The organism is Streptomyces sp. NPDC127114, assembly GCF_042677525.1.
Lineage (GTDB): Bacteria > Actinomycetota > Actinomycetes > Streptomycetales > Streptomycetaceae > Streptomyces.
The window spans coordinates 61,806-83,287 of sequence record NZ_JBHXTJ010000032.1 but is presented as its reverse complement, the minus strand read 5'-3'; the positions used below and the strand labels follow the sequence as shown (position 1 = coordinate 83,287).

18 protein-coding genes and 1 tRNA gene are annotated in these 21,482 nt (G+C 72.7%); 14 read left to right on the top strand and 5 right to left on the bottom strand.

What is annotated here, in order from left to right; all coding sequences use genetic code 11:
- Window positions 1–305 precede the first annotated feature (305 nt).
- Both ACFVGS_RS27410 and ACFVGS_RS27405 read right to left on the bottom strand, forming a co-directional pair.
- Window positions 306–392, bottom strand: a tRNA-Ser gene (locus ACFVGS_RS27410).
- Window positions 393–488: 96 nt separating this feature from the next.
- Window positions 489–2,036 (bottom strand): S1C family serine protease, encoded by a 1,548-nt coding sequence (locus ACFVGS_RS27405; protein WP_384407540.1) that lies wholly within the window; start codon window positions 2,034–2,036, stop codon window positions 489–491.
- 156 nt (window positions 2,037–2,192) lie between these two features.
- Here ACFVGS_RS27405 and ACFVGS_RS27400 point away from each other — a divergent pair, with 156 nt between their 5' ends.
- From ACFVGS_RS27400 to ACFVGS_RS27390, 3 genes are all read left to right on the top strand, one after another.
- The gene (locus ACFVGS_RS27400) at window positions 2,193–3,017 is read left to right on the top strand and encodes a glycerophosphodiester phosphodiesterase (RefSeq protein WP_384407542.1); all 825 of its coding nucleotides are present in this window, start codon (window positions 2,193–2,195) and stop codon (window positions 3,015–3,017) included.
- 76 nt (window positions 3,018–3,093) lie between these two features.
- Entirely contained in the window at window positions 3,094–3,696 is a 603-nt protein-coding gene (locus ACFVGS_RS27395) for an ATP-binding protein (protein WP_384407544.1), read from the top strand.
- Window positions 3,697–3,851: 155 nt separating this feature from the next.
- Window positions 3,852–4,838 carry a DUF5926 family protein gene (locus ACFVGS_RS27390; protein ID WP_384407546.1) on the top strand — a complete coding sequence of 329 codons (987 nt, stop codon included), beginning with the start codon at window positions 3,852–3,854 and terminating at the stop codon, window positions 4,836–4,838.
- Between the two features lie 254 nt (window positions 4,839–5,092).
- Here ACFVGS_RS27390 and ACFVGS_RS27385 read toward each other — a convergent pair whose 3' ends face one another.
- Together ACFVGS_RS27385 and ACFVGS_RS27380 are read right to left on the bottom strand one after the other, a co-directional pair.
- Window positions 5,093–5,728, bottom strand: a complete 636-nt coding sequence (locus ACFVGS_RS27385; protein WP_384407548.1) for a hypothetical protein — start codon at window positions 5,726–5,728, stop codon at window positions 5,093–5,095.
- A gap of 221 nt (window positions 5,729–5,949) precedes the next feature.
- A complete protein-coding gene (locus ACFVGS_RS27380) occupies window positions 5,950–6,516 on the bottom strand; it encodes a bifunctional DNA primase/polymerase (RefSeq protein ID WP_384407685.1) in 567 nt (188 codons plus the stop codon).
- 1,053 nt (window positions 6,517–7,569) lie between these two features.
- On the opposite strand from ACFVGS_RS27380, the gene ACFVGS_RS27375 reads away from it, so the two are divergent.
- Window positions 7,570–9,000, top strand: a complete 1,431-nt coding sequence (locus ACFVGS_RS27375) for a PP2C family protein-serine/threonine phosphatase (protein ID WP_384407550.1) — start codon at window positions 7,570–7,572, stop codon at window positions 8,998–9,000.
- Window positions 9,001–9,262: 262 nt separating this feature from the next.
- Complete coding sequence (locus ACFVGS_RS27370) at window positions 9,263–10,732, top strand: aminopeptidase P family protein (RefSeq protein WP_384407552.1); 1,470 nt, start codon at window positions 9,263–9,265, stop codon at window positions 10,730–10,732.
- Between the two features lie 82 nt (window positions 10,733–10,814).
- Here ACFVGS_RS27370 and ACFVGS_RS27365 read toward each other — a convergent pair whose 3' ends face one another.
- Window positions 10,815–11,270, bottom strand: a complete 456-nt coding sequence (locus tag ACFVGS_RS27365; RefSeq protein ID WP_384407554.1) for an ATP-binding protein — start codon at window positions 11,268–11,270, stop codon at window positions 10,815–10,817.
- Between the two features lie 263 nt (window positions 11,271–11,533).
- On the opposite strand from ACFVGS_RS27365, the gene ACFVGS_RS27360 reads away from it, so the two are divergent.
- From ACFVGS_RS27360 to ACFVGS_RS27320, 9 genes are all read left to right on the top strand, one after another.
- Window positions 11,534–12,361, top strand: a complete 828-nt coding sequence (locus tag ACFVGS_RS27360) for a hypothetical protein (RefSeq protein WP_385694130.1) — start codon at window positions 11,534–11,536, stop codon at window positions 12,359–12,361.
- Between the two features lie 324 nt (window positions 12,362–12,685).
- The gene (locus ACFVGS_RS27355; protein WP_384407558.1) at window positions 12,686–13,456 is read left to right on the top strand and encodes a YcnI family protein; all 771 of its coding nucleotides are present in this window, start codon (window positions 12,686–12,688) and stop codon (window positions 13,454–13,456) included.
- 28 nt (window positions 13,457–13,484) lie between these two features.
- A complete protein-coding gene (locus ACFVGS_RS27350; protein ID WP_384407560.1) occupies window positions 13,485–14,234 on the top strand; it encodes an SCO family protein in 750 nt (249 codons plus the stop codon).
- Window positions 14,231–14,683, top strand: a complete 453-nt coding sequence (locus ACFVGS_RS27345) for a copper chaperone PCu(A)C (protein ID WP_384407562.1) — start codon at window positions 14,231–14,233, stop codon at window positions 14,681–14,683. Before ACFVGS_RS27350 ends, ACFVGS_RS27345 begins: the two co-directional genes overlap by 4 nt.
- Window positions 14,684–14,709: 26 nt before the next feature.
- Entirely contained in the window at window positions 14,710–16,641 is a 1,932-nt protein-coding gene (locus ACFVGS_RS27340; protein ID WP_385694127.1) for a copper resistance CopC/CopD family protein, read from the top strand.
- Window positions 16,566–17,972 (top strand): iron uptake transporter deferrochelatase/peroxidase subunit, encoded by a 1,407-nt coding sequence (efeB, locus tag ACFVGS_RS27335; protein ID WP_384407566.1) that lies wholly within the window; start codon window positions 16,566–16,568, stop codon window positions 17,970–17,972. The genes ACFVGS_RS27340 and efeB overlap by 76 nt, the downstream gene beginning before the upstream one ends.
- Window positions 17,973–18,014: 42 nt before the next feature.
- Window positions 18,015–18,950 carry a prephenate dehydratase gene (gene pheA / locus ACFVGS_RS27330; protein WP_384407568.1) on the top strand — a complete coding sequence of 312 codons (936 nt, stop codon included), beginning with the start codon at window positions 18,015–18,017 and terminating at the stop codon, window positions 18,948–18,950.
- 361 nt (window positions 18,951–19,311) lie between these two features.
- Window positions 19,312–20,601 (top strand): serine--tRNA ligase, encoded by a 1,290-nt coding sequence (serS, locus tag ACFVGS_RS27325; RefSeq protein ID WP_384407570.1) that lies wholly within the window; start codon window positions 19,312–19,314, stop codon window positions 20,599–20,601.
- Window positions 20,598–21,404: an HAD family hydrolase gene (locus tag ACFVGS_RS27320; RefSeq protein ID WP_385694123.1), complete on the top strand. Its 807-nt coding sequence runs from the start codon at window positions 20,598–20,600 to the stop codon at window positions 21,402–21,404. Before serS ends, ACFVGS_RS27320 begins: the two co-directional genes overlap by 4 nt.
- Window positions 21,405–21,482: the final 78 nt, after the last annotated feature.

The window sequence follows — 21,482 nt, the reverse complement described above, 5'->3', positions numbered from 1 at the left end:
CACCTGCTCGTTGGCGTACGAGTAGTTCTGTGGGGACGCCCCTGGCGCTGACATGACAGCCATGGATCGGGTGCCGATTTCGCGGGGCTGTCCGTGAACCGGGCCGGGGTTCAGCTGCTGCGGCTTTGACCAGCTCATTCAGCAGCCCCCAGGCCCTTCACCCACTACGTTCCCCCAACGCCTCCCGGCTCGCAACCGGAGATCCAGAGCGCCACACAGGCGGTGCAGGGTGAGACAGCTCCTGCGACGAAGGGGTGTCCCTGGTCGGGACACCCCTTCTGATCAGTACGTTCGCTGACCTGCTGCGGTGGGTGTGGGATTTGAACCCACGGAGACATCGCTGCCTCGACGGTTTTCAAGACCGTTCCCTTAGGCCGCTCGGGCAACCCACCCTCACCCACGCCACCTGGCGTGGAGCGGCTACAGCCTACCGGCTCGCGGGCCCCCGCCGTATGGCTGCCGTAAAGGGCACGGCCGCCGTGCTGGCGTCAGTTGTCGCCGGTGCGTTCGCCGAGGGTGACCGTGGTGGTGGCGGGCTTGCCGTCGCGCTCGTAGGTGATCTTGACGGAGTCGCCGGGCTCGTGGGTCCAGATCTCGCTGATCAGGGTCGGGCCGCTGTCGATCTGGCGGTCGTCGAAGGCGGTGATCACGTCGCCCGGCTTCAGACCGGCCTTCGCCGCGGGGCCGTTCGGGGTGATGGAGGGGGTGCCGCCGGAGCCCTGCTCGGCGATGGTCGCGCCCTCGCCGCGGTCCTGCATGTTCACCACCGCGCCGATCACCGGGTAGACCGGCTTGCCCGTCTTGATCAGCTGCTCGGCGACGTTCTTGGCCTGGTTGACCGGGATCGCGAAGCCGAGGCCGATCGAGCCCGCCTGGGACTGGCCGAAGCCGCTGCCCGCCGACTGGATCGCCGAGTTGATGCCGATCACGGCGCCGCTCGCGTCGAGCAGCGGGCCGCCGGAGTTGCCCGGGTTGATCGAGGCGTCCGTCTGGAGGGCGCTCATGTACGAGTTCTTGCCGCCGGAGCCGTCGCCGGACGCGACCGGGCGGTTCTTGGCGCTGATGATGCCGGTGGTGACGGTGTTCGACAGGCCGAAGGGCGCGCCGATCGCGATGGTCGAGTCGCCGACCGCGACCTTGTCGGAGTCGCCCAGGGGCAGCGGCGTGAGGTTCTCGGGCGCGTTCTTCAGCTTCAGGACGGCCACGTCGTAGCCCTCGGCGCGGCCGACGACCTCCGCGTCGTACGTCTTGCCGTCGGAGAAGGTGGCGGACAGCGTGCCGCCGTCCGCCGCCGACGCCACCACGTGGTTGTTGGTGACGATGTGGCCTTCCTTGTCGTAGACGAAGCCGGTGCCCGTACCGCCTTCGCCGTCCGAACCGCCGGACTTCGCCTGGATGGTGACCACACTGGGCAGCGCCTTGCCGGCGACCGCCGCGACCGTGCCCGGGTCGCGCTTGAAGGAGGACGGCGCGTCGCCCGCGGAGACCGTGGTCGAGTTCCCGGAGTCGCCGTCGCGCTGGGAAGCCGCCCAGTAGCCGATGCCGCCGCCGACACCGCCGGCGACCAGGGCCGCGACGAGCACGGCCGCGACCAGACCGCCGGCGCGCTTGCGCGGGGCCTCCGGGGCGGGCGGAACGGGCGCGCCCCAGGCCGGGGTCACGGGCGGGGCGGGCGGCCATCCGCCGGCAGCCGCTTCCGGCGCCGGGGCGTGGGGCGCGGCCGGGTTGGCGGTGGGCGGCGGCGCCGCGGCGGTCACCGGTTCCTGGACCGCGGTGACGGGTTCCCGGACCGCCGTGACCGGCTCGGTGGCCGGCTTCTGGAGCGCCGTGGCCGGCTCGGCGGCCCCCGGCTCCTGGGCCGAGGCGACCCGCGGCGACGTCGGCTCGGCGGACGGCTGTGTCACGGGCTCGGCGGACGGCTGCGCGCCCTGCGCCGGAGGCGCGGACGGCGGCGTGGCGGGGGCGGGCGGAGGCGTGGGAGGAGTGGACGGGGCACTTTCCGCCGGAACCGCCGCGCCCTCGTTCTCGGTGCTCACAGCTCTCTCCTCGCTCACTGTCCGACCGTCGCACGGTTTGCACGGTCGCTGCGGTCAGCTTTTCCCACAGCACGTCAGGCCACTGTAAGCCGGAGCTGTGTGTCCGCACCCCCTATCTTTATATGAGGCCATAACGGACACCCGTACCATGACGCGGTGACCCACGCACCGCAACAGCCGAGCCGCCGAGCCTCCGTCCAGGTGGTCGCCCACCGCGGGGCCTCCGAGGACGCCCCCGAACACACGCTGGCCGCCTACGTGAAGGCCATCGAGGACGGCGCCGACGCCCTGGAGTGCGACGTCCGGCTCACCGCGGACGGCCACCTGGTCTGTGTCCACGACCGCCGCGTCAACCGCACCTCCAACGGCAAGGGCGCGGTCTCCGCCCTGGAGCTCGCGGACCTCGCCGCGCTCGACTTCGGCACCTGGAAGGGACGCGACGAGGCCGGCGAGAGCCCCGACTGGGGCGACCCCGGAGCCACCTCCGTCCTCACCCTGGAGCGCCTTCTGGAGCTGGTCTCCGACGCCGGCCGGCACATAGAGCTGGCCATCGAGACCAAGCACCCCACCCGCTGGGCCGGCCAGGTGGAGGAGAAGCTGCTGCAGCTCCTCGACCGCTTCGGTCTGGCGGCGCCCGCCGCGCCCGAGGAGTCGCCGGTCCGCGTCATGAGCTTCTCGGCCCGTTCGCTGCACCGCATCGCGAAGGCCGCGCCGACCCTGCCCACGGTGTCGCTCTCCCAGTTCGTCTCGCCGCGGCTGCGCGACGGACGGCTTCCGGCCGGCTCGCGGATCGCCGGTCCCTCGATCCGGATCGTGCGCCACCACCCCACCGTGATCCTGCGGCTCCAGAAGGCCGGCCACCAGGTCCACGTGTGGACCGTGGACGAGCCGGAGGACGTCGAGCTGTGCGAGCGGCTCGGCGTGGACGCGATCATCACGAACCGGCCGAAGCAGGTGCTGTCCCAACTGGGCCGCCTCTGAAGGCCCCCTGTGCACCGCTCGTCACAGGCGTGCGGGGTGTGCACCGGCGCGTTCGGGACGTACGCGATCGTCACGAGTGCGTCACCGGAGGCGTACTGGCCGGTTTCCGGTCCAGGCCATTGGGGCATTCACCTCGTGGCGTGGGGCAAAGGAGGTCTCGGGGGTGGCGTTGGTGGTGGCACAGGAGGTGCCCACGTCGTCGAGCATGGCCGTTCCCCATGGCCCTGCGGGCGTGGGCGAGGCGCGACACCGGATGCGGGAGCAGTTGAGCCGCAGCGGAATGGCCGAATCGGTCGTCGACGACGCGGTACTGATCCTTTCCGAACTGCTGAGCAATGCCTGTCGGCACGGCAGACCGCTGGGTTGTGCGGACATGGGCGACGGTGACGTCCGGGCGGCCTGGAGCATCGACCGGTCGGGCGGACTGCTGGTGGAGGTGACGGACGGCGGCGGTCCCACCCGTCCCGTTCCGGCCACACCGTCGGTCACGGCGCGCGGCGGCCGCGGGCTGAACATCATCAGCGCGCTCGCCCAGGACTGGGGCGTACGGGACAGCGCGACCGGCGAGGTGACGGTCTGGGTGCAGGTCACCGGCGGCCATCGCCGCGAGGACTTCGCGGCCCGGGTCGGCGGCGGCTCCGGACTCGACTTCCTGGACGCGTACGACGAGCTGGAATGACGTCGCCGGGCGGGGCGCCGGGCGGGACGCCGGGCGGCGCCTCCCCGCGACCGGCGCTCCCGGAGGAACCGGCACCGCCCTACCCGCGTGCGGGACCGCGTACGGCTAGGCTCGCGCCCGAGACAGCACCGCCGCGATCGGGAGAAAGCCACACCATGGCCAAGAAGCGCCCCCAGACGAAGCCCGCCAAGGCCGGCACCGCCGGCCAGGCACAGGTCACGAACGGGGAGATCCCGGTCGTCGGCGCGCGCGAGCCCTGCCCGTGCGGTTCGGGCCGCCGCTACAAGGCGTGTCACGGCCGCGCCGCCTCGCACGCGGTGACCGAGCACGTGCAGCGCCCCTTCGAGGGCCTGCCGGGCGAGTGCGACTGGGTCGCGCTGCGCGAGCTGGTGCCCGCGGCAACCGTGCCGCTCACCCTCAAGGGCGGGCTGCCCGAGGGCGTACCGTCCGTGACGCTCGCGACCGTGCTGCCGATGGCCTGGCCGGCGCTGCGCCGCGACGACGGCTCCGTGCTCGTCGCGCTGCAGAACGACTCCTCGTCCGGCGACCTGGCCCGTGACCTGGCCGACACCCTGGAGCGCGCCCTGGTGGCCGAGCCCGGCACTCCGGTCGCCCCCCGGCGCGTACCGGCGGAGGGTCCGCGACTTCAGGATCTGCTCGACACCGACAGCGATTTTTCGCCGGTCGTGCACTCGGGATTCGAATTCTGGATTCCGGAGTCCGCGGACAATTCCAACCCGGAGGTCACCGCCTCCCTGGAGCGTGCCAACGCCGCCGCGATCCCCACCGTGAAGCTCACCGGTGTGGACGCCGCGTACTGGTGCGAGACGCCGGACAAGAACCACCTGCGCTGGGTCATGCCGCACCCGGAGGAGAAGCTGCTCGACGCGCTCGCCCGCCTGCAGGCCGCCGGCACCTCCTCGCTCGGCCCCGACACCCGCCTCGTCGGCTCCTTCCGGGCCCACGGGCTCATGGTGCCGGTCTGGGACCTGCCGACGTCGATGACCGCGGAGGACTGCGAGAAGCCGGCCGCCGAGTTCGCCGAGCGCCTTGCCGCGGCGCTCGCCTCGGACGCCCCGCTCACCCCGGAGGAGCGCCGCGCGCGCGGCGGCCTCACCAACCGTCAGGTGACGCTCAGCTGATACCCGGGGTGGTATCCGTGACTGACAGACCGACCAGTCGGTGACGTCCGCCACAAGCCCCCCCTCGGAAGGGCTAAATCCCTGTCCGAATAACCGAGATCGAATTTGCGAACGGCAGATCTCTTGTTACCGTTCTGGAAGCCCGGTCGCTGGTGCATCCCCCGTCGCCAGCGATCGGGCGTTCTCATGTCCGGGATCCTTCCGGAGGGACGGGCACGCGCTCGTCACGGAATCCTGGATTCCGCGTTCTTGGATCAACTGACGTCCGGGTCCGCCACGTTGCTTCCCGAGCGCAGCAGCAGCGGCGTGTTGCCGTCCTCTCCCGCTCCGGCGAATTCCGCGACCGCCGTATAAGCGTCGGCTCCGCCCCGTACGGGTTCCTTCGGCGTCTCGCACGTCCCCGGTTCGTCCCGCGCCTCGACCGCGCACCGCACCTGTACGGTCCGCCCGCCGGGCGCCATCAGCGTGAGTACGGCGTCGAGCTCCCGGCCCGTCGTGTTGCGGTAGTAGGTACGGGCCCAGGTGCCGGCGCCCTCCGTCACCACGCAGGTCTGCGCCTCGACCCCGTCGGGAGAGGCGAGTTCGGGTCCGCAGCGCGTGGCGGAGCGCGGCTCCCCGGGGTCGGCGTCGGCCTCCGGGTCGGCCTCCGCGGCGGCGGCCGAGGCGGCCCCCGGTGCGGTACCGGCGGCGGCGTCACGGGCGGGCCCGAGGCCCAGCTCCGGGAACAGCCCGTTCCCCTTCGCGTCCCCGGCGGCCCCGTCGCCGCTGCCGGCGGCGGTCGAGCCCCGTGCCGGGCCTCCCGCGGGGCCCGCCGACGCGGCGATCGGCACCAGGACGGCGATCAGCACGGCGGCACCGAGCCCCAGTCCACGAAGCTGTGCCGGACTCATGCGCCCCATACGTCGGCTCACCTGCTTCTCGGGAACGGATCCCACGGGAACGGATCAACGGGAACGGATCCTCCCCGCGAAGATATCCGCGGCCGGTGGGCTCCCGGCCGGGCGCGCGCCCGTTTCGCCTGGATGACAGGGTGTTCCGCACCCGTTCGGGTGAACCCGGCGCGCGGCGCCCGAGCCCCGGGCCGAGAGGGGCCCGCTCTCCGTACGCGAGCTCAGTACGCGAGTCTGCTGCCGCCGCCCGGCATGCTCGTGCTCGCCTCGACCAGCGCGTCCACGACGGCCTCCACGTCGGGCAGCCACGGTCGCGCCGAGCCCTCCAGCGGCGCCCGTTCCCAGCGGACCTGTCCGGTGCCGGTGGCCGAGGGCGGCAGCGGCAGATAGCCGCCGTCGCCGTGGAAGCGCAGCGAACTGGGCACGCAGTCCTTCGTGTACAGCAGCTCGCCGAGCCGTTCGAGGCCGTACGGGGCGACGAGGATCGCCCAGCGGGTGGGCGTGGCCACGACCGGGCCGAGCCGCATGCCCAGCGCGTCGAGCGCGGTCAGCGCGTGGGCGCCGGCGACGGCCGGCAGGCTGACCGCGCAGGGGGCGCGGCCGCCGGTGGCGAGGAGGACCGGGGCCTCGGGGCGGCGGCTCCACCACCACCGGATCATGCGGGCGTCGGTGGTGGCCGCGAGCAGGCCCGGGTCGAAGGGGTGCGCGCCGGGCACGACGCACTGGGGATCGGGACAGGCACAGCCGACGACGGCGGGCAGCGGCCCGGCGGCCGTCCTGGACTTCATGGCCGTCCTGGAGGTCAGGGCCGCCCACAGGCCCGTGGTCGACACGCCCGTGGTCCACGGCCCGGCCGCCCACCACGGCGTCCTGCGGCGGCCGGAGTCGCGCACGCCGGCGCCCGCCTCGGCGCCGGAACCGCCCGCCTCGGCGCCGGAACCGCCTGCTTCGGCCTCCGCCCCGGCTCTCGCCGCGGCGCGGGTGGCGCCGGACGGCGACTTCTCGCCCGACGCCCCGCTCACGCGCAGTCCCACGCCGGGCAGCACCGGCCAGTCCCACTCCGTGGCGTACAGGAGCGCCGCGTCGAGCCGGTCGTCCGTCGTGGGCGCCGTGGACGTCGTGCGCGCCCCGCGCGCGCCACCTGTGCCGCGCGCTGCCGGCGCCCGGCGATCCGCGCCCTGAACGTCTGCCGCGTCCGCCGCGTCCGCCGTGCTCACCAGGTCCGGCCTGCCCGCCGGGCCCCCGCGCCTGCCGCGCCCGAACCGGAGCCTGCGTCGCCTTCCGAGGATCTCGCGCATGAGCGCTCGTTCCTTTCCGTTGAACGCCGAATCCACATCACACCACGTGCACGTCACCGTACGTACACATGTCTTCACCGTGCGTATCACTCGCGCCTCAGCGCATACGAGCCGCGCCCGGACTCGGCGGGCGCTCTCGGCGGGCGTTCCAGGCGGTCGATCCTGCCGGAACACGTTCCCCGCCACTCGGGGTAGGGGTGCGGCCTGCGGTGATGAGGACGCTCGGGTTCCGCGTCCGTATTCAGGGGCGTCTCCAACTGCCCCTGCCCGTCACCGATTACGTACCCGTCACGCTCAAAATGACGCGCTTTCAAACGACGCCAGTCGACCGCAAATGGTGCACACCGGGGGCAATTTTCGGCCAACTTCCCCTAGTCTTCAACCCTCTCGCCAGATCTCGCGGACACCAGAAGTCCCATGGTGACAATGCTGGACATCGATCCACATGTGCGTGTAGATGTGGATCGATGGATAGCGGCGCAGAATGACTTGGGGGTTTGCGATGCTATTGCATGAAACGCGCAGGTCGGAAAGCCGAGTGCGATGAGTACCCCACGCGCGCCGAAAGTGGCCGGAATCGATTCCACTGTTCCTCCTCCCCCGCACACTGCGGCCGCAATCGGCGCGCCGCTCTCCGCAATGTCCTCCGCGGTGTCGGCCGCCTCCGGGCCCACCGGGCCTTCCGGCGGACCGCTCCAGGACCGTCTCGCCGGCTGGGTCTCCGACCTCACGCTGCTCCACGAACTCACCGAGTCCCTGATCAGGGCCGGCTCGCTCGACGACGCGCTGCGCGAGGTGCTGCGCGCCGGCGCCGCCCTCGTCGGGGCCCGCCGCGGCATGGCCGTCCTCGAACCCGCCGACGGCCTCGGCCCGGCGCTCACCGTCGGCCTCGGCCTCGCCCACGCCGAACTCGGCACCATCGAGACCGTGCCCCGCAGCGTCACCTCGTACGGCCGGATCCTCGACGGACTCGATCCGCTCCCCGAGGGCGCCCTGCCCCGCCCCGTCGCCATCCCCGACCTGCGCGGCGAGGAGGACCTCGACCCGCGCCACCGCGAGGTCGCCGCCCGCCTCGGCTACGCCGCCAGCTACGCCCTGCCGCTCGCCACCGAGGAGGCCGGGAAGCTCGGTGCCCTCGTCTGGCTGTACGACGAGCCGGCCGAGCCCGCCGAACGCCAGCGCCATCTCGTCGGCCTCTACGGCCGCTTCGCCACCGAGCACCTCGCCCGCCTCCTGGAGGTCGAGCGTGCGCGGGTCCGCGTCGCCACCGTCGCCGAGGAACTGCTGCCCAGCCGTCTGCCCCGGATCCCCGGCGTCCAGCTCGCCGCCCGGCACCGCACCGGCCCGCGGGGCGGCGGCGACTGGTACGACGCGCTGCCGCTCCCCGAGGGCGCCCTCGGCCTCGCCGTCGGCTCCGTCACCGGGAGCGGGCCGAGCGCCCTGGCCGCCATGGGACGGCTGCGGGCCTCCCTGCGCGCGTACGCCGTCATGGAAGGCGAGGACCCGGTCGCCGTCCTCTCCGACCTGGAACTGCTGCTCCGCCTCACCGAGCCCGCCCGCTCCGCGACCGCCCTCTTCGCCTACTGCGAGCCGGCCGCACGCCGGATCGTCCTGGCCGGGGCCGGTCACACGCCGCCACTCGTCGTCGGCGAGCACCGCACCGAGTACGTGGAGACCTCGCTGTCCGCCCCGCTCGGCATGCTGTCCTGCTGGGAGGCGCCCAGCGTCGAGCTGTCGCCGGCCCCCGGAGAAACGGTGCTGCTCTACACCGACGGGCTGCTCCGGCGCACCGGCGACGCCATGGACCGGGCCTTCGCCCGGCTGCACGCCGCCGCGGCGAGCGTGCCGAAGGCGGACCGGGCCGATCCGGGCGCGGTCGCCGACCACGTCCTGCGGACCGTGCTCCCGGAAGGCCTCGACGCCCCCGCCGCCGACGGCGAGGACGTGGTGCTGCTGGCGGCCCGCTTCGAGTGAGACCGCTCCGGGCGCGGCGCCTCGCGCACGTCCGCTCCGGGCGCGCCCGCTTCGAGGACCCGGCTTCGAGCCCGCCCGCTCCGACCACGCCCGCTTCGAGCCCGCCCGCTTCTGGCGCCCTCGCCTGCAGTGAGGATGCTCACCGCCCGGCGCGGGTGACCTGCCGGTAATGGGTCTTCAGCCTCTGGGACCCTTCCGCACGACCGTACGATGGTGAAGGTTCAGTGTCGTACCACTGTCGTACCCACAAGGAGGCAGACCCGTGGCCGAGGAGCTCACGCCGGAGAACCCGGAGACCCCGGAGGATTCCGAAGAGCAGCCGATCAAGCAGCGCAAGAACGGCCTTTACCAGGGCGTCTCCGACGAGCTCGCCGAGAACATGCGGTCCGGCTGGGCCGACACCGAGCTGCACGGCCTCGAGCCGATCGCGCAGGCCGCGCAGACCGCCGCCCGGCGTGCCGCGCTCTCCGCCCGCTTCCCGGGCGAGCGCCTGGTGATCCCGGCCGGCAACCTGAAGACCCGGTCGAACGACACCGAGTACGCCTTCCGCGCCTCCACCGAGTACGCGTACCTCACCGGCGACCAGACGCAGGACGGCGTGCTCGTCCTGGAGCCGGTCAAGGACGGCCACGAGGCCACGATCTACCTGCTGCCGCGCTCGAACCGCGAGAACGGCGAGTTCTGGCTCGACGGCCAGGGCGAGCTGTGGGTGGGCCGCCGTCACTCCCTCACCGAGGCGGAGCAGCTGCTCGGCATCCCGGCGAAGGACGTCCGCGAGCTGCCCGAGTGGCTGAAGGAGGCCACCGGCCCGGTCCGCAACGTCCGCGGCCACGACGCCGGCATCGAGTCCGCGCTCGTCGACAAGGTCACCGCCGAGCGCGACGAGGAGCTGCGGGTCTTCCTCTCCGAGGCCCGCCTCGTGAAGGACGACTTCGAGATCGCCGAGCTGCAGAAGGCCTGCGACGCGACCGCCCGCGGCTTCGAGGACGTCGTCAGGGTCCTCGACAAGGCCGAGGCGACCAGCGAGCGCTACATCGAGGGCACCTTCTTCCTGCGCGCCCGCGTCGAGGGCAACGACGTCGGCTACGGCACCATCGCCGCCGCCGGTCCGCACGCCTGCACCCTGCACTGGGTCCGCAACGACGGCCCGGTCCGCTCCGGCGACCTGCTGCTGCTCGACGCCGGCGTGGAGACCACCGAGCTCTACACCGCCGACGTCACCCGCACCCTGCCGATCAACGGCCGCTTCACGGACGTCCAGCGCAAGATCTACGACGCCGTGTACGAGGCGCAGGAGGCCGGCATCGCCGCGGTGAAGCCGGGCGCCGCCTACCGCGACTTCCACGACGCCGCCCAGCGCGTGCTCGCCGAGAAGCTCGTCGAGTGGGGCCTGGTCGAGGGCCCGGCGGACCGGGTCCTGGAGCTCGGTCTGCAGCGCCGCTGGACCCTGCACGGCACCGGTCACATGCTCGGCATGGACGTCCACGACTGCGCCGCCGCGCGCACCGAGGCGTACGTCGACACGACCCTGGAGCCGGGCATGTGCCTGACCGTGGAGCCGGGTCTCTACTTCCAGGCCGACGACCTGACCGTGCCGGAGGAGTACCGGGGCATCGGCGTCCGGATCGAGGACGACATCCTCGTCACGGAGGACGGCAACCGGAACCTCTCGGAGGCGCTGCCGCGCCGTTCCGACGAGGTCGAGGCGTGGATGGCCGGCCTGAAGGCCTGATCCTCCGCAGCTCGTGAAGGGCCCTCGCCGATGCGGTTCGGCGGGGGCCCTTCCCTTGTCGGCCGGTCGGCTCCTTCGCCGGCTACGTCAGCGCCAGCGGCGCGTCCGGGCGCCATTTGATGATCTTGTCGAAGCTGACCAGCGCGCCGCCCCGGCCCGTGCGGCCGAAGTGGACGTGGTCGGCGAGCTCCTCGATCAGCCGGAGCCCGCGCCCGTTCTCGGCCTCGTCGGCCGCCACGGCCCGCTGCTCCGTCGGGGCTCCGGAGAACCCGGGGCCCGAGTCGGCCACCTCGATGCGACAGGTCTCGCCGTCGAGGTAGGCGGTCACGCGGTACGCCTCGGAGACCGGGCCGCCCAGGCCGGGGACGGCACCGCCGTGCTCGACCGCGTTCGCGCAGGCCTCCGTGAGGGCCACCGACAGCTCGTACGAGACGTCCGGGTCGACCCCGGCCGTCTCCATCGTGCCGAGCAGCAGCCGCCGGGCGAGCGGGACGCTCGCGGCCTCGCGCCGCAGATGCAGGGACCACCAGATGCTCATGCTCCAGCCTCCTGGCTGCGGCTCGACATGCTGCGGCACGACATACCGATACGTATTGCCGTGCCGCGTGGTCCATAAGCCCCCTCCCACGGCAACAGCCCCCGTTCGGCGGATGCGCGATTCCGGACGCCGGTGTATGTCGGCCCGGTGGGGCGGTGCGCCGCGGCCGACGTGCCGGTCCATGTCGGCCGGAAGGGACGCAAGAGCGACCTTCCGGACCTGCCGTATGGGAGGGGTGGGGCTGGTGCGATGATGGGCCCGCCATGTCTGCCCCCGCGCTCGCGCCACGCCTGCTGAGGGCCGCGGTGTTCACCGCGGTCTGCGTCGTGCTGTCCGCGCTGGGCCACGCGCTGGCCGCCTGCGCGGGGATCGCCGCGTGGTCGCTGGTCGCCGGGTTCCTCGGCGTCTTCGGGATCACGGTGCTGTTCGCCGGACGCGAGCGCTCGCTGCCCGAGATCGTCGGCGCGCTGGCGGTCGGACAGCTCGGTCTGCACGCGCTGTTCGGGCTCGGCCAGCGCCGGATCGCCGTGCCGCCGCAGGGCGACGACACCCTGCTCCGGCTCGCCGCCAAGCTGGTCTGCGGCGGGGCGTCCGCGCTGAACCCGGCCGACGCGGCCCGGATCGTCCGCGAGGCCGGGCTCGCGCCCGCGGCCGCCGGCACGGCCGGGACCACCGCGGGCTCCGGGGTGCACGAGCACCTCACCGGCGCGGCGGGTGCGACGGACGCGGCGGCCGCGACCGCCCGCGCCGCCGAACTGGTGCCGAGCCTGCCGATGCTGCTCGGCCACCTCCTGGCCGCGCTCGCGACCGGCTGGCTGCTGCGCCGGGGCGACCTCGCCCTCGGCCGGCTGGTGACGCTGTCCGCGCAGGGTGCCGTCGAGCTCGCCGAGTGCGCGCTCGTCCGCTCGCTGCGCGCCGCGCTCTCGCTCGTACGGACCCTGCTCGCGGGCCTGCCGGGCGCTCCGGCCACCGGGCCGCGCGGGCCCGCCCGTACCGCGGCCGACTCCTCGCCGCCGCCGGTGGCGGAGGCACTTCAGCACACGGTGATCAGGCGCGGCCCGCCGGCCGCCCGCTGCGTCCTCGCAGCCTGACGCGGACCGCTCCCCCGGGGCGGCTCCGCGGCCGTCCGCGCCTGCCCGCCCGCCGACACCGTCGCCGAGACCGTCACCCCGTCCCCTGACCGAAACCGGGACCGGGGCACCGGGACTCCGGCCGAGGCCCGTCCGCCCGGCGCCCGTCGCCACTTCCCGGGGCCGGGGGCTCCGGCCGGGATTCTGGCCGGGATTCCTGGCCGGGACCCGTCGTCCGGACGCGTCTCCCGACGCCCGTCGTCGCCGGCGCAAGCGCGTGGACCGCTCGTACCTGTCTCGCGGATGTCTTCCGCATCGCCTCTCCGAGCTGGAGTGTCTTCTGCCATGAGCGTTTCCCGTACGCACCTGCCCCGTACGTTCCCGTCCCGCGCCGCCCTCGCCGGCGGTGTCGCCGCCGCCTCCGTGCTGCTGGCCTCCGGCACCGCCTTCGCCCACGTGAGCGTGCAGCCACAGGGCGAGGCCGCCAAGGGCGGTTACGCCACCGTCAACGTGAAGGTGCCGAACGAGCGCGACAACGCCTCCACCGTCAAGGTCGAGGTGAACTTCCCGACCGACCACCCGCTGGCCTCCGTGATGCCGCAGCCCGTGCCCGGCTGGAAGGCCGAGGTCACCAAGGCGAAGCTCGCCAAGCCGCTGGAGCTGCACGGCAAGAAGATCAACGAAGCCGTCGCCAAGGTCACCTGGACCGCCGACGGCTCGAAGATCGGCCCCGGCCAGTTCCAGCAGTTCCCGCTCTCCCTCGGGCAGCTCCCCGAGGACACCGACCGCCTCGTCCTCAAGGCGATCCAGACCTACGACAACAACGAGGTCGTGCGCTGGATCGAGGAGCCCAAGGAAGGCGCGGCCGAGCCCGAGAACCCGGCGCCGGTCCTGAAGCTGTCCGCCGCGACCGGCGACCACCACGGCGGCGGCGCCACGCCCGCCGCCGACGACAAGGCCGCCGACAAGGCCGGCCACGACCACCAGGGCGGCAAGCACGAGGAGGCCGCCGGCTCGACCGACACCGCGGCCCGTGTGCTCGGGGTGATCGGCATCCTCGTGGGTGTCGCCGGAATCGCCTTCGGCGTCCTGGCCGGGCGCCGCCGCTCGGCCTGACGGCCGTCCCCTCACCGAAAGACACACCATGTCCGACAAGAAGACAGCTGTTCAGACCTCCGGTGCCGAGGGCGGGACGGACGGCGGCCGCCCCGGCCGCCGGGCCCCGCTGGTCATCGCGACGGCGGCCATCGTCGCGGCGATCGGCGTCACGGCCGCGGTCGGCCTCGGCGGCGGCGACGGCGACGCGCCCGGTTCGAAGAGCGGCGCGCCGGTCGCCGAGATCTCCGGCGGCACCGACAACACCAAGGCCGCCACCGTCCTCGACCGGCCCTTCACCAAGCCCGACCTGGTCCTCACCGACACCAAGGGCCAGAAGTTCGACCTGCGCGAGAAGACCAAGGGCAAGCCGACCCTGATCTACTTCGGCTACACCCACTGCCCGGACGTCTGCCCGCTGACCATGAGCAACATCGCCATCGCGCGCAAGCAGCTCCCCAAGGCCGACCAGGACAAGCTCCAGGTCGTCTTCGTCACGACCGACCCGGAGCGGGACACCGCCGCCGAGCTCGGCAAGTGGCTGCCGGCCGCAGGTGACCCGAGCTTCACCGGACTCACGGGCGACTTCTCGGCCATCCAGGCCGGTGCCCGCTCCATCGGCATCGGCATCGACCCGCCGAAGAAGGAGAAGGACGGCTCGGTCGTCTCCATGCACGGCGCCCAGGTGATCGCGTTCTCGCCGACCACCGACCAGGGCTACGTGCTGTACGGCGAGGACACCACCGCCGACGACTACGCCAAGGACCTGCCGAAGCTCATCAAGGGGGAGAACCCGTGAACCGCCGCACCACCGCCCTGTCCGCCGCCGTCGCACTCGCCGCCGCGCTCGCCCTGACCGGCTGCTCGTCCGAGGACGGCGGACCCGAACTCAAGGTGAGCGGCGCGTTCATGCCCCAGCCCGTGATGGACATGGCGGGCGGCTTCCTCACCATCACCAACAGCGGTGACACGGCCGACAAGCTCACCTCCGTCACCAGCGGCATCTCTGACGACGTCCAGATCCACGAGACGAAGAACCAGAAGATGCAGCGCGTGGAGTCCTTCGACATCCCCGCGAACGGCGAGCTGAAGCTCGAACGCGGCGGCAGCCACATCATGTTCATGGGCCTGAAGAAGCGGCCCAGGCAGGGCGAGAAGGTCGCCATAGAGCTGCACTTCGAGAAGGCCGGCCCCATCAAGGTCGAGCTTCCCGTCGAGGCGCCCAACCACAACCCGAAGCAGCACTGAGCTCGCCCGAGGGAGTGACAGAAACCGTGACGACCACCGCCCCGCGCCTCGGGCCCGCCCTCACCAGGCTGCTGCTCGTCGCCGCCGCGCTGCTGGCCGCCCTGCTCGCCACGGCGGGCCCCGCGTCCGCGCACGCGGCGCTGACCGGCAGCGACCCGCAGGACGGGGCGGTGGTCGCCACCGCCCCCAAGGAGGTCAACCTGACCTTCTCGGAACAGGTCGCCATGAGCGACGACTCCATCCGGGTCCTCGACCCCTCGGGCAAACGGGTCGACACCGGGGAGATCCGCGACCTGTGCAGCGGCTCCGTCGTCCGCTACGGGGTCGCGCTGCTGCCCGGACTGCCCGACGGCACCTACACCGTGGCCTGGCAGACCGTCTCCGCCGACAGCCATCCCGTCGCCGGCGCCTTCACCTTCTCCATCGGCGCCCCGTCCACCACCTCCGTCGCGCTGCCCGACACCGCGGTCGGCGGCGGACTCGTCGGCACGCTCTACGGCATCGCCCGCTACCTCGCGTACGCCGGCTTCGTCGTCCTCGTCGGCGGCGGCGTCTTCGTCCTGGCCTGCTGGCCGCGCGGCGCCTCCGTGCGTCCGCTGCAGCGGCTCGTCGTGCGCGGCTGGCTCACGCTGACCGCCGCCACCCTCGCGCTGCTGCTGCTCCGTCACCCGTACACGAGGACCGGGAAGCTCGGCGACGTCTTCGACCTCGGCGGGCTGCGGGCCGTCCTGGAGACCAAGACCGGCGCCGCGCTCTCCTCGCGACTGCTGCTGCTCGGCGCGGCGGCGCTCTTCGTGGCCGTGCTCTTCGGCGCGTACGCCCGGCGGACGGACGAGAAGGAGCACAAGGACCTCACCTTCGGCCTGGCCGTCGGCGGCAGCGTGGTCGCGGCCGGCATCGCCGGTACGTGGGCGCTCGCCGAGCACGCCTCGACCGGGCTCCAGCCGGGCGTCGCCATGCCGGTCGACATCCTGCACCTGCTGGCCGTGGCCACCTGGCTCGGCGGGCTCACCGCACTGCTCGTCGCGCTCCACCGCGACCCGTCCGTCGAACGCCGGGCCGTGGAGCGTTACTCGAACCTCGCCTTCGGCTCGGTCGTCGTCCTCGCGGCCACCGGCGTCTACCAGTCCTGGCGGCAGGTCGGCACCTGGTCCGCGCTGACGGACACCCGCTACGGGCAGCTGCTCCTGGTCAAGATCGGGCTGGTCGCCGTCCTCGTGGGCATCGGCTGGGTGTCACGGCGGTGGGTGCGGCGGCTCGCGGAGCGGCCGGCCGCGGCCACAGGGGCCGACCGCGACGCGGACGCCGAAGAGCCGGCCGAGGAAGCGGCGGAGGAGGAAGCGGCGGAGGAGGCGGCGGCGGCCGGGACCGAGGCCGACGCCGAGCGGGCCGCACAGCTCGCGCGCCAGCGGGCCGCCGTCGCCACCGCGGCGCGCAAGAAGGCCCGGGACGCCGATCCCGAGCGGGCCGGGCTGCGCCGTTCGGTGCTCACCGAGGCCGCCGTCGCCGTCGTCCTGCTCGCCGTGACGACGGTGCTGACCTCGACCGAGCCCGCCCGTACGGAGGAGGAGGCGGGCCGGGGCCGGACCGCCGCCGGCGCGGCAGCGGTGCCGAACCGCCCGATCGACGTACGGCTGCCCTTCGACACGGGCGGCGTCGACGGCAAGGGCACGGTGCAGCTCACCCTCGACCCCGGCCGCGTCGGCGCGAACGCCCTGCACATCTATGTGCTGCGCCCCAACGGCCGCGGTCTCGACGTACCCGAGGTGAAGGTCGCCTTCACCCTCAAGGAGAAGAACATCGGCCCCCTGCCGGTGCTGCCGGACCGCGTCCAGACCGGACACTGGACGGCGACCGGTGTCCAGCTGCCGATGCCGGGCGAATGGCTCATGCAGGTGACCGTCCGCACCTCCGACATCGACCAGACCACCATCGAGAAGAACGTGAAGATCGGCTGACCGTGAGCAAGTCCGAGAGCAGGCTCGTAAGCGAGCCCGTAAGCGAGTCCGAGAGCAAGCCCGAGGGCACGCCCGTGAGTGGTGAGAACCCTGAGATCTCCCGGCGCCAGCTCCTCGGCACCGTCGGGGCGGCGGGCGCGGCCGGCCTCGTGATCGGTGCGGCCGGCGGCGTGGGGATCTCCGCCGTCGGAGACGACCCCGGCTCCACCGGCTCGCCGGCCCTCACCACGGTCGGTTCGACCGAGGTGATGTTTCACGGGAAACATCAGGCGGGGATCACCACTCCCCTGCAGTCCCGGGGCCATCTGGTCGCCTTCGACCTCGCGCCCGGCGCGGGCCGCAAGGAGGCCGCCGCGCTGCTGCGCCGCTGGTCGGCCACGGCGAAGGCGCTGATGGCGGGCAGGCCGGCGGCCACCGGCCCCGACACCGGCATCGCGCTCGACGCCGGTCCGTCCTCCCTGACGGTGACCTTCGGCTTCGGGCGCACCTTCTTCGACCGGACCGGGCTCGCGGCGCGCCGCCCCACCCAGCTCGACCCGTTGCCGGCCTTCTCCTCCGACATGCTCGACCCGAAGCGCTCGGAGGGCGATCTGTGGGTGCAGATCGGCGCGGACGACGCGCTGGTCGCCTTCCACGCGCTGCGCGCGATCCAGAAGGACGCGGGTGACGCGGCCCGCGTGCGCTGGCAGATGAACGGCTTCAACCGCTCGGCCGGTGCCACCGCGCGCCCGATGACGGCGCGCAACCTGATGGGCCAGATCGACGGCACGGGCAATCCGAAGCCGACGGACGCCGACTTCGACCGGCGGATCTTCGTGCCGCAGGACGCGGCCGGCACCCAGGACTGGATGGCGGGCGGCTCGTACGCGGTCGTCCGGCGGATCCGGATGCTGCTCGACGACTGGGAGAAGCTGCCGCTGGACAAGCAGGAGAAGGTGATCGGGCGGCGGAAGTCGGACGGTGCGCCGCTGACCGGCGGGACCGAGACGACCGAGCCCGATCTGCACAGGATCGGGCCGGACGGCAAGGTCGTCATCCCCGACAACGCCCATGCCCGGATCTCCGCCCCCGAACAGAACGGCGGCGCGGCGATGCTGCGCCGGCCGTTCTCCTTCCACGACGGGATCGCCGCGGACGGCACTCCGGACGCCGGACTGCTCTTCGTCTGCTGGCAGGCGGATCCGCTGCGGGGCTTCGTGCCGGTGCAGCGCAAGCTCGACCGGGGTGACGCGCTGTCGCCGTTCCTCCGGCACGAGGCGAGCGGTCTGTTCGCGGTGCCGGGCGGGGCGGCCGAGGGCGAGTACGTGGGCCAGCGACTGCTGGAGGCCTGAGACGAGGGGCCTCCTGGGGCGCGGGGCCGTTAGGGTGACCGTATGTCCGCCACCCGGTATACGTATCTCGGTCCCGAAGGCACTTTCACGGAGGCCGCGCTGCGTACGCTGCCCGAGGCCGCGACGCGGGAGCTCGTCCCGATGGTCTCGGTCCCGGCCGCGCTGGACGCCGTGCGCAACGGCGAGGCGGCGGCGGCGCTGGTGCCGATCGAGAACTCGGTCGAGGGCGGGGTGACCGCCACCCTGGACGAGCTGGCCTCGGGCGAGCCGCTGATGATCTACCGCGAGGTGCTGCTGCCCATCACCTTCGCCCTGCTCGTACGGCCCGGCACGAAGCTGTCGGAGATCAAGACGGTCACGGGGCACCCGGTGGCCCAGCCGCAGGTGCGGAACTGGCTGCGGGACAACCTTCCCGACGCGCTGTGGGAGTCGGCCGCCTCCAACGCGGACGGCGCCCGGCTGGTCCAGGAGGGCCGTTTCGACGCTGCCTTCGCGGGCGAGTTCGCGGCGGCGACGTACGGTCTCGAGGCCCTGGTCACCGAGATCCACGACGCGGCGAACGCGGAGACGCGCTTCGTGCTCGTGGGCCGGCCGGCCCGGCCGGCGGCGCCGACGGGTGCGGACAAGACCTCCGTCGTGCTGTGGCTGGGCGACGACCACCCGGGTGCCCTGCTGGAACTCCTTCAGGAATTCGCGGTGCGCGGCGTGAACCTGATGCTGATCCAGTCGCGGCCGACCGGCGCCGGAATCGGCAACTACTGCTTCGCCGTCGACGCCGAAGGCCACATCTCGGACCGGCGGGTCGGCGAGGCGCTGATGGGCTTGAAGCGCATCTGCCCGAACGTCCGCTTCCTCGGTTCCTATCCGCGGGCGGGCGTCTCGCGGGAAGACGTCCGGCCGCTGCGGCGCGGGACTTCGGACGTGGAATTCATGGACGCCTCCGACTGGCTGGCACGCGCCCAGGACGGCCGGGCCTGACCCGAGGGCGTGGCCTCCGGGGTTACCCACAGGAGTTATCCACAGGTGCGCTCCTCGACCTGGGGACAAGTCGACAAGACTGGTGGGCCCGGTCGACAAATCCGCACCGGCCGTCCGTCAGCCCAGCTCCGGGACCCCACTCTTCGGAGTGCGCCATTCCCACTCGAAGGAGTGGGAAAATGAGAGCGATCTTCGTGGTCCACAGATCTTTCGCACAGCCTGTGGATAACTCACTCTCGCTGCGCATTGCTGTGGAGAACCCTCCCAGGGGAATTCGGGAAAATCAAAGCAATTCGGGCAAAGCGAGACGCATTGCCATATCGGGTGGGGTCGCCCGGCGTCGCACCGGTAGCCTGGGGGGGTGATTGACCTTCGCCTGCTCCGTGAGGACCCCGACCGTGTTCGCGCCTCCCAGCGCGCCCGTGGAGAGGACGTCGGCCTCGTCGACGCCCTGCTCTCCGCCGATGAGCGGCGCAGGTCGTCCGGCGTCCGCTTCGACGAACTCCGCTCCGAGCAGAAGTCGCTCGGCAAGCTGATCCCCAAGGCCTCCCCCGAGGAGCGCGCCGCGCTCCTGCAGAAGGCGGAGCAGCTCAAGACCGACGTCAAGGCCGCCGAGGCCGAGCAGAACGAGGCCGACGAGACGGCCCGCGCGCTGCTGCTCCAGCTCGGCAACATCGTCCACCCGGACGTTCCGGTCGGTGGCGAGGAGGACTTCGTCGTCCTCGAGACGCACGGCACCATCCGCGACTTCGCCGCCGAGGGCTTCGAGCCCAAGGACCACCTGGAGCTCGGCGAGGCGCTCGGCGCCATCGACGTCGAGCGCGGCGCCAAGGTCTCCGGCTCGCGCTTCTACTACCTGACGGGCGTCGGCGCGCTCCTGGAGCTCGCCCTGGTCAACGCGGCGATCGCGCAGGCCACCGAGGCCGGCTTCATCCCGATGCTCACGCCCGCGCTGGTCCGCCCGCGCGCCATGGAGGGCACCGGCTTCCTCGGCCAGGCCGCCGAGAACGTGTACCACCTGGAGAAGGACGACTACTACCTGGTCGGCACCTCCGAGGTCCCCCTCGCCGCGTACCACATGGACGAGATCATCGAGGCCGACAAGCTGCCGCTGCGGTACGCCGGCTTCTCGCCGTGCTTCCGCCGCGAGGCCGGCACGTACGGCAAGGACACCCGCGGCATCTTCCGCGTCCACCAGTTCGACAAGGTCGAGATGTTCTCGTACGTCGCTCCGGAGGACGCCGAGGCCGAGCACAAGCGGCTCCTCGAGTGGGAGAAGCAGTGGCTGAACTCCCTGGAGCTGCCGTTCCAGGTGATCGACGTCGCCACCGGCGACCTGGGCGCCTCCGCCTCCCGCAAGTTCGACTGCGAGGCCTGGATCCCGACCCAGGGCAAGTACCGCGAGCTGACCTCCGCCTCCAACTGCGACGGCTTCCAGGCCCGCCGCCTCTCCGTCCGCATGCGCGACGAGAAGGAGGGCAAGAAGACCGTGCAGCCGCTGGCCACCCTGAACGGCACGCTGTGCGCCGTACCGCGCACGATCGTGGCGATCCTGGAGAACCACCAGCTGGCCGACGGCTCGGTCCGCGTCCCCGAGGTGCTGCGTCCCTACCTCGGCGGCCGTGAGGTCCTGGAGCCGATCTCCAAGTGAGCACCTTCCCCTACCGCCTGGTCGCGACGGACCTCGACGGCACCCTGCTCAGGGCCGACGAGTCCGTCTCCGCCCGGACCCGCGACGCGCTCGCCGCGGCGACGGAGGCCGGGGCGGCGCACATCGTCGTGACCGGGCGGGCCGTGCCCTGGACCCGCCACATCCTCGACGACCTCGGCTACGAGGGGATCGCGGTGTGCGGGCAGGGCGCGCAGGTCTACCACGCCGGTGAGCACCGGCTGCTGACCTCGCTGACCCTCGACCGGCAGCTGGCCGGCCTGGCGCTCTCCAAGATCGAGGCGGAGGTCGGGCCGCTGGCCCTGGCCGCCAGCCGCGACGGTCTGGAGGGCGAGGTCCTCATCGGTCCCGGTTACCGGACCCAGGAGGGCCCGCTGCCGTACGTGCCGTACGAGGACCCGGCGGAGATCTGGTCGGCGCCGCTGACCAAGCTCTACGTCCAGCACCCGACGCTGAGCGACGACGAGCTGACCCGGATCGCCAGGGAGACGGTCGGCGGGCTCGTCGACGTCGTCATGGCGGGTCCGGGCATCGTCGAGATCGTCCCGCTCGGCCTCAGCAAGGCGACCGGTCTGTCGCTGGCCGCGCGCCGGCTCGGCGTGAAGGCCGCGGAGACGATCGCCTTCGGCGACATGCCCAACGACATCCCGATGTTCGGCTGGGCGGCCCATGGCGTGGCCATGGCCAACGCCCACGAGGAGCTGAAGGCGGTGGCGGACGAGGTGACCGCCTCGAACGAGGAGGACGGCATCGCCGTGGTCCTGGAGCGCCTGCTGGGCGCTTAACGGCACTCGGCCGTACGTCGTCGCGGTACGCGAAGCGGCACGCGGGCGATACGCGAAGCGGCTCGGGGAGCAGTACGG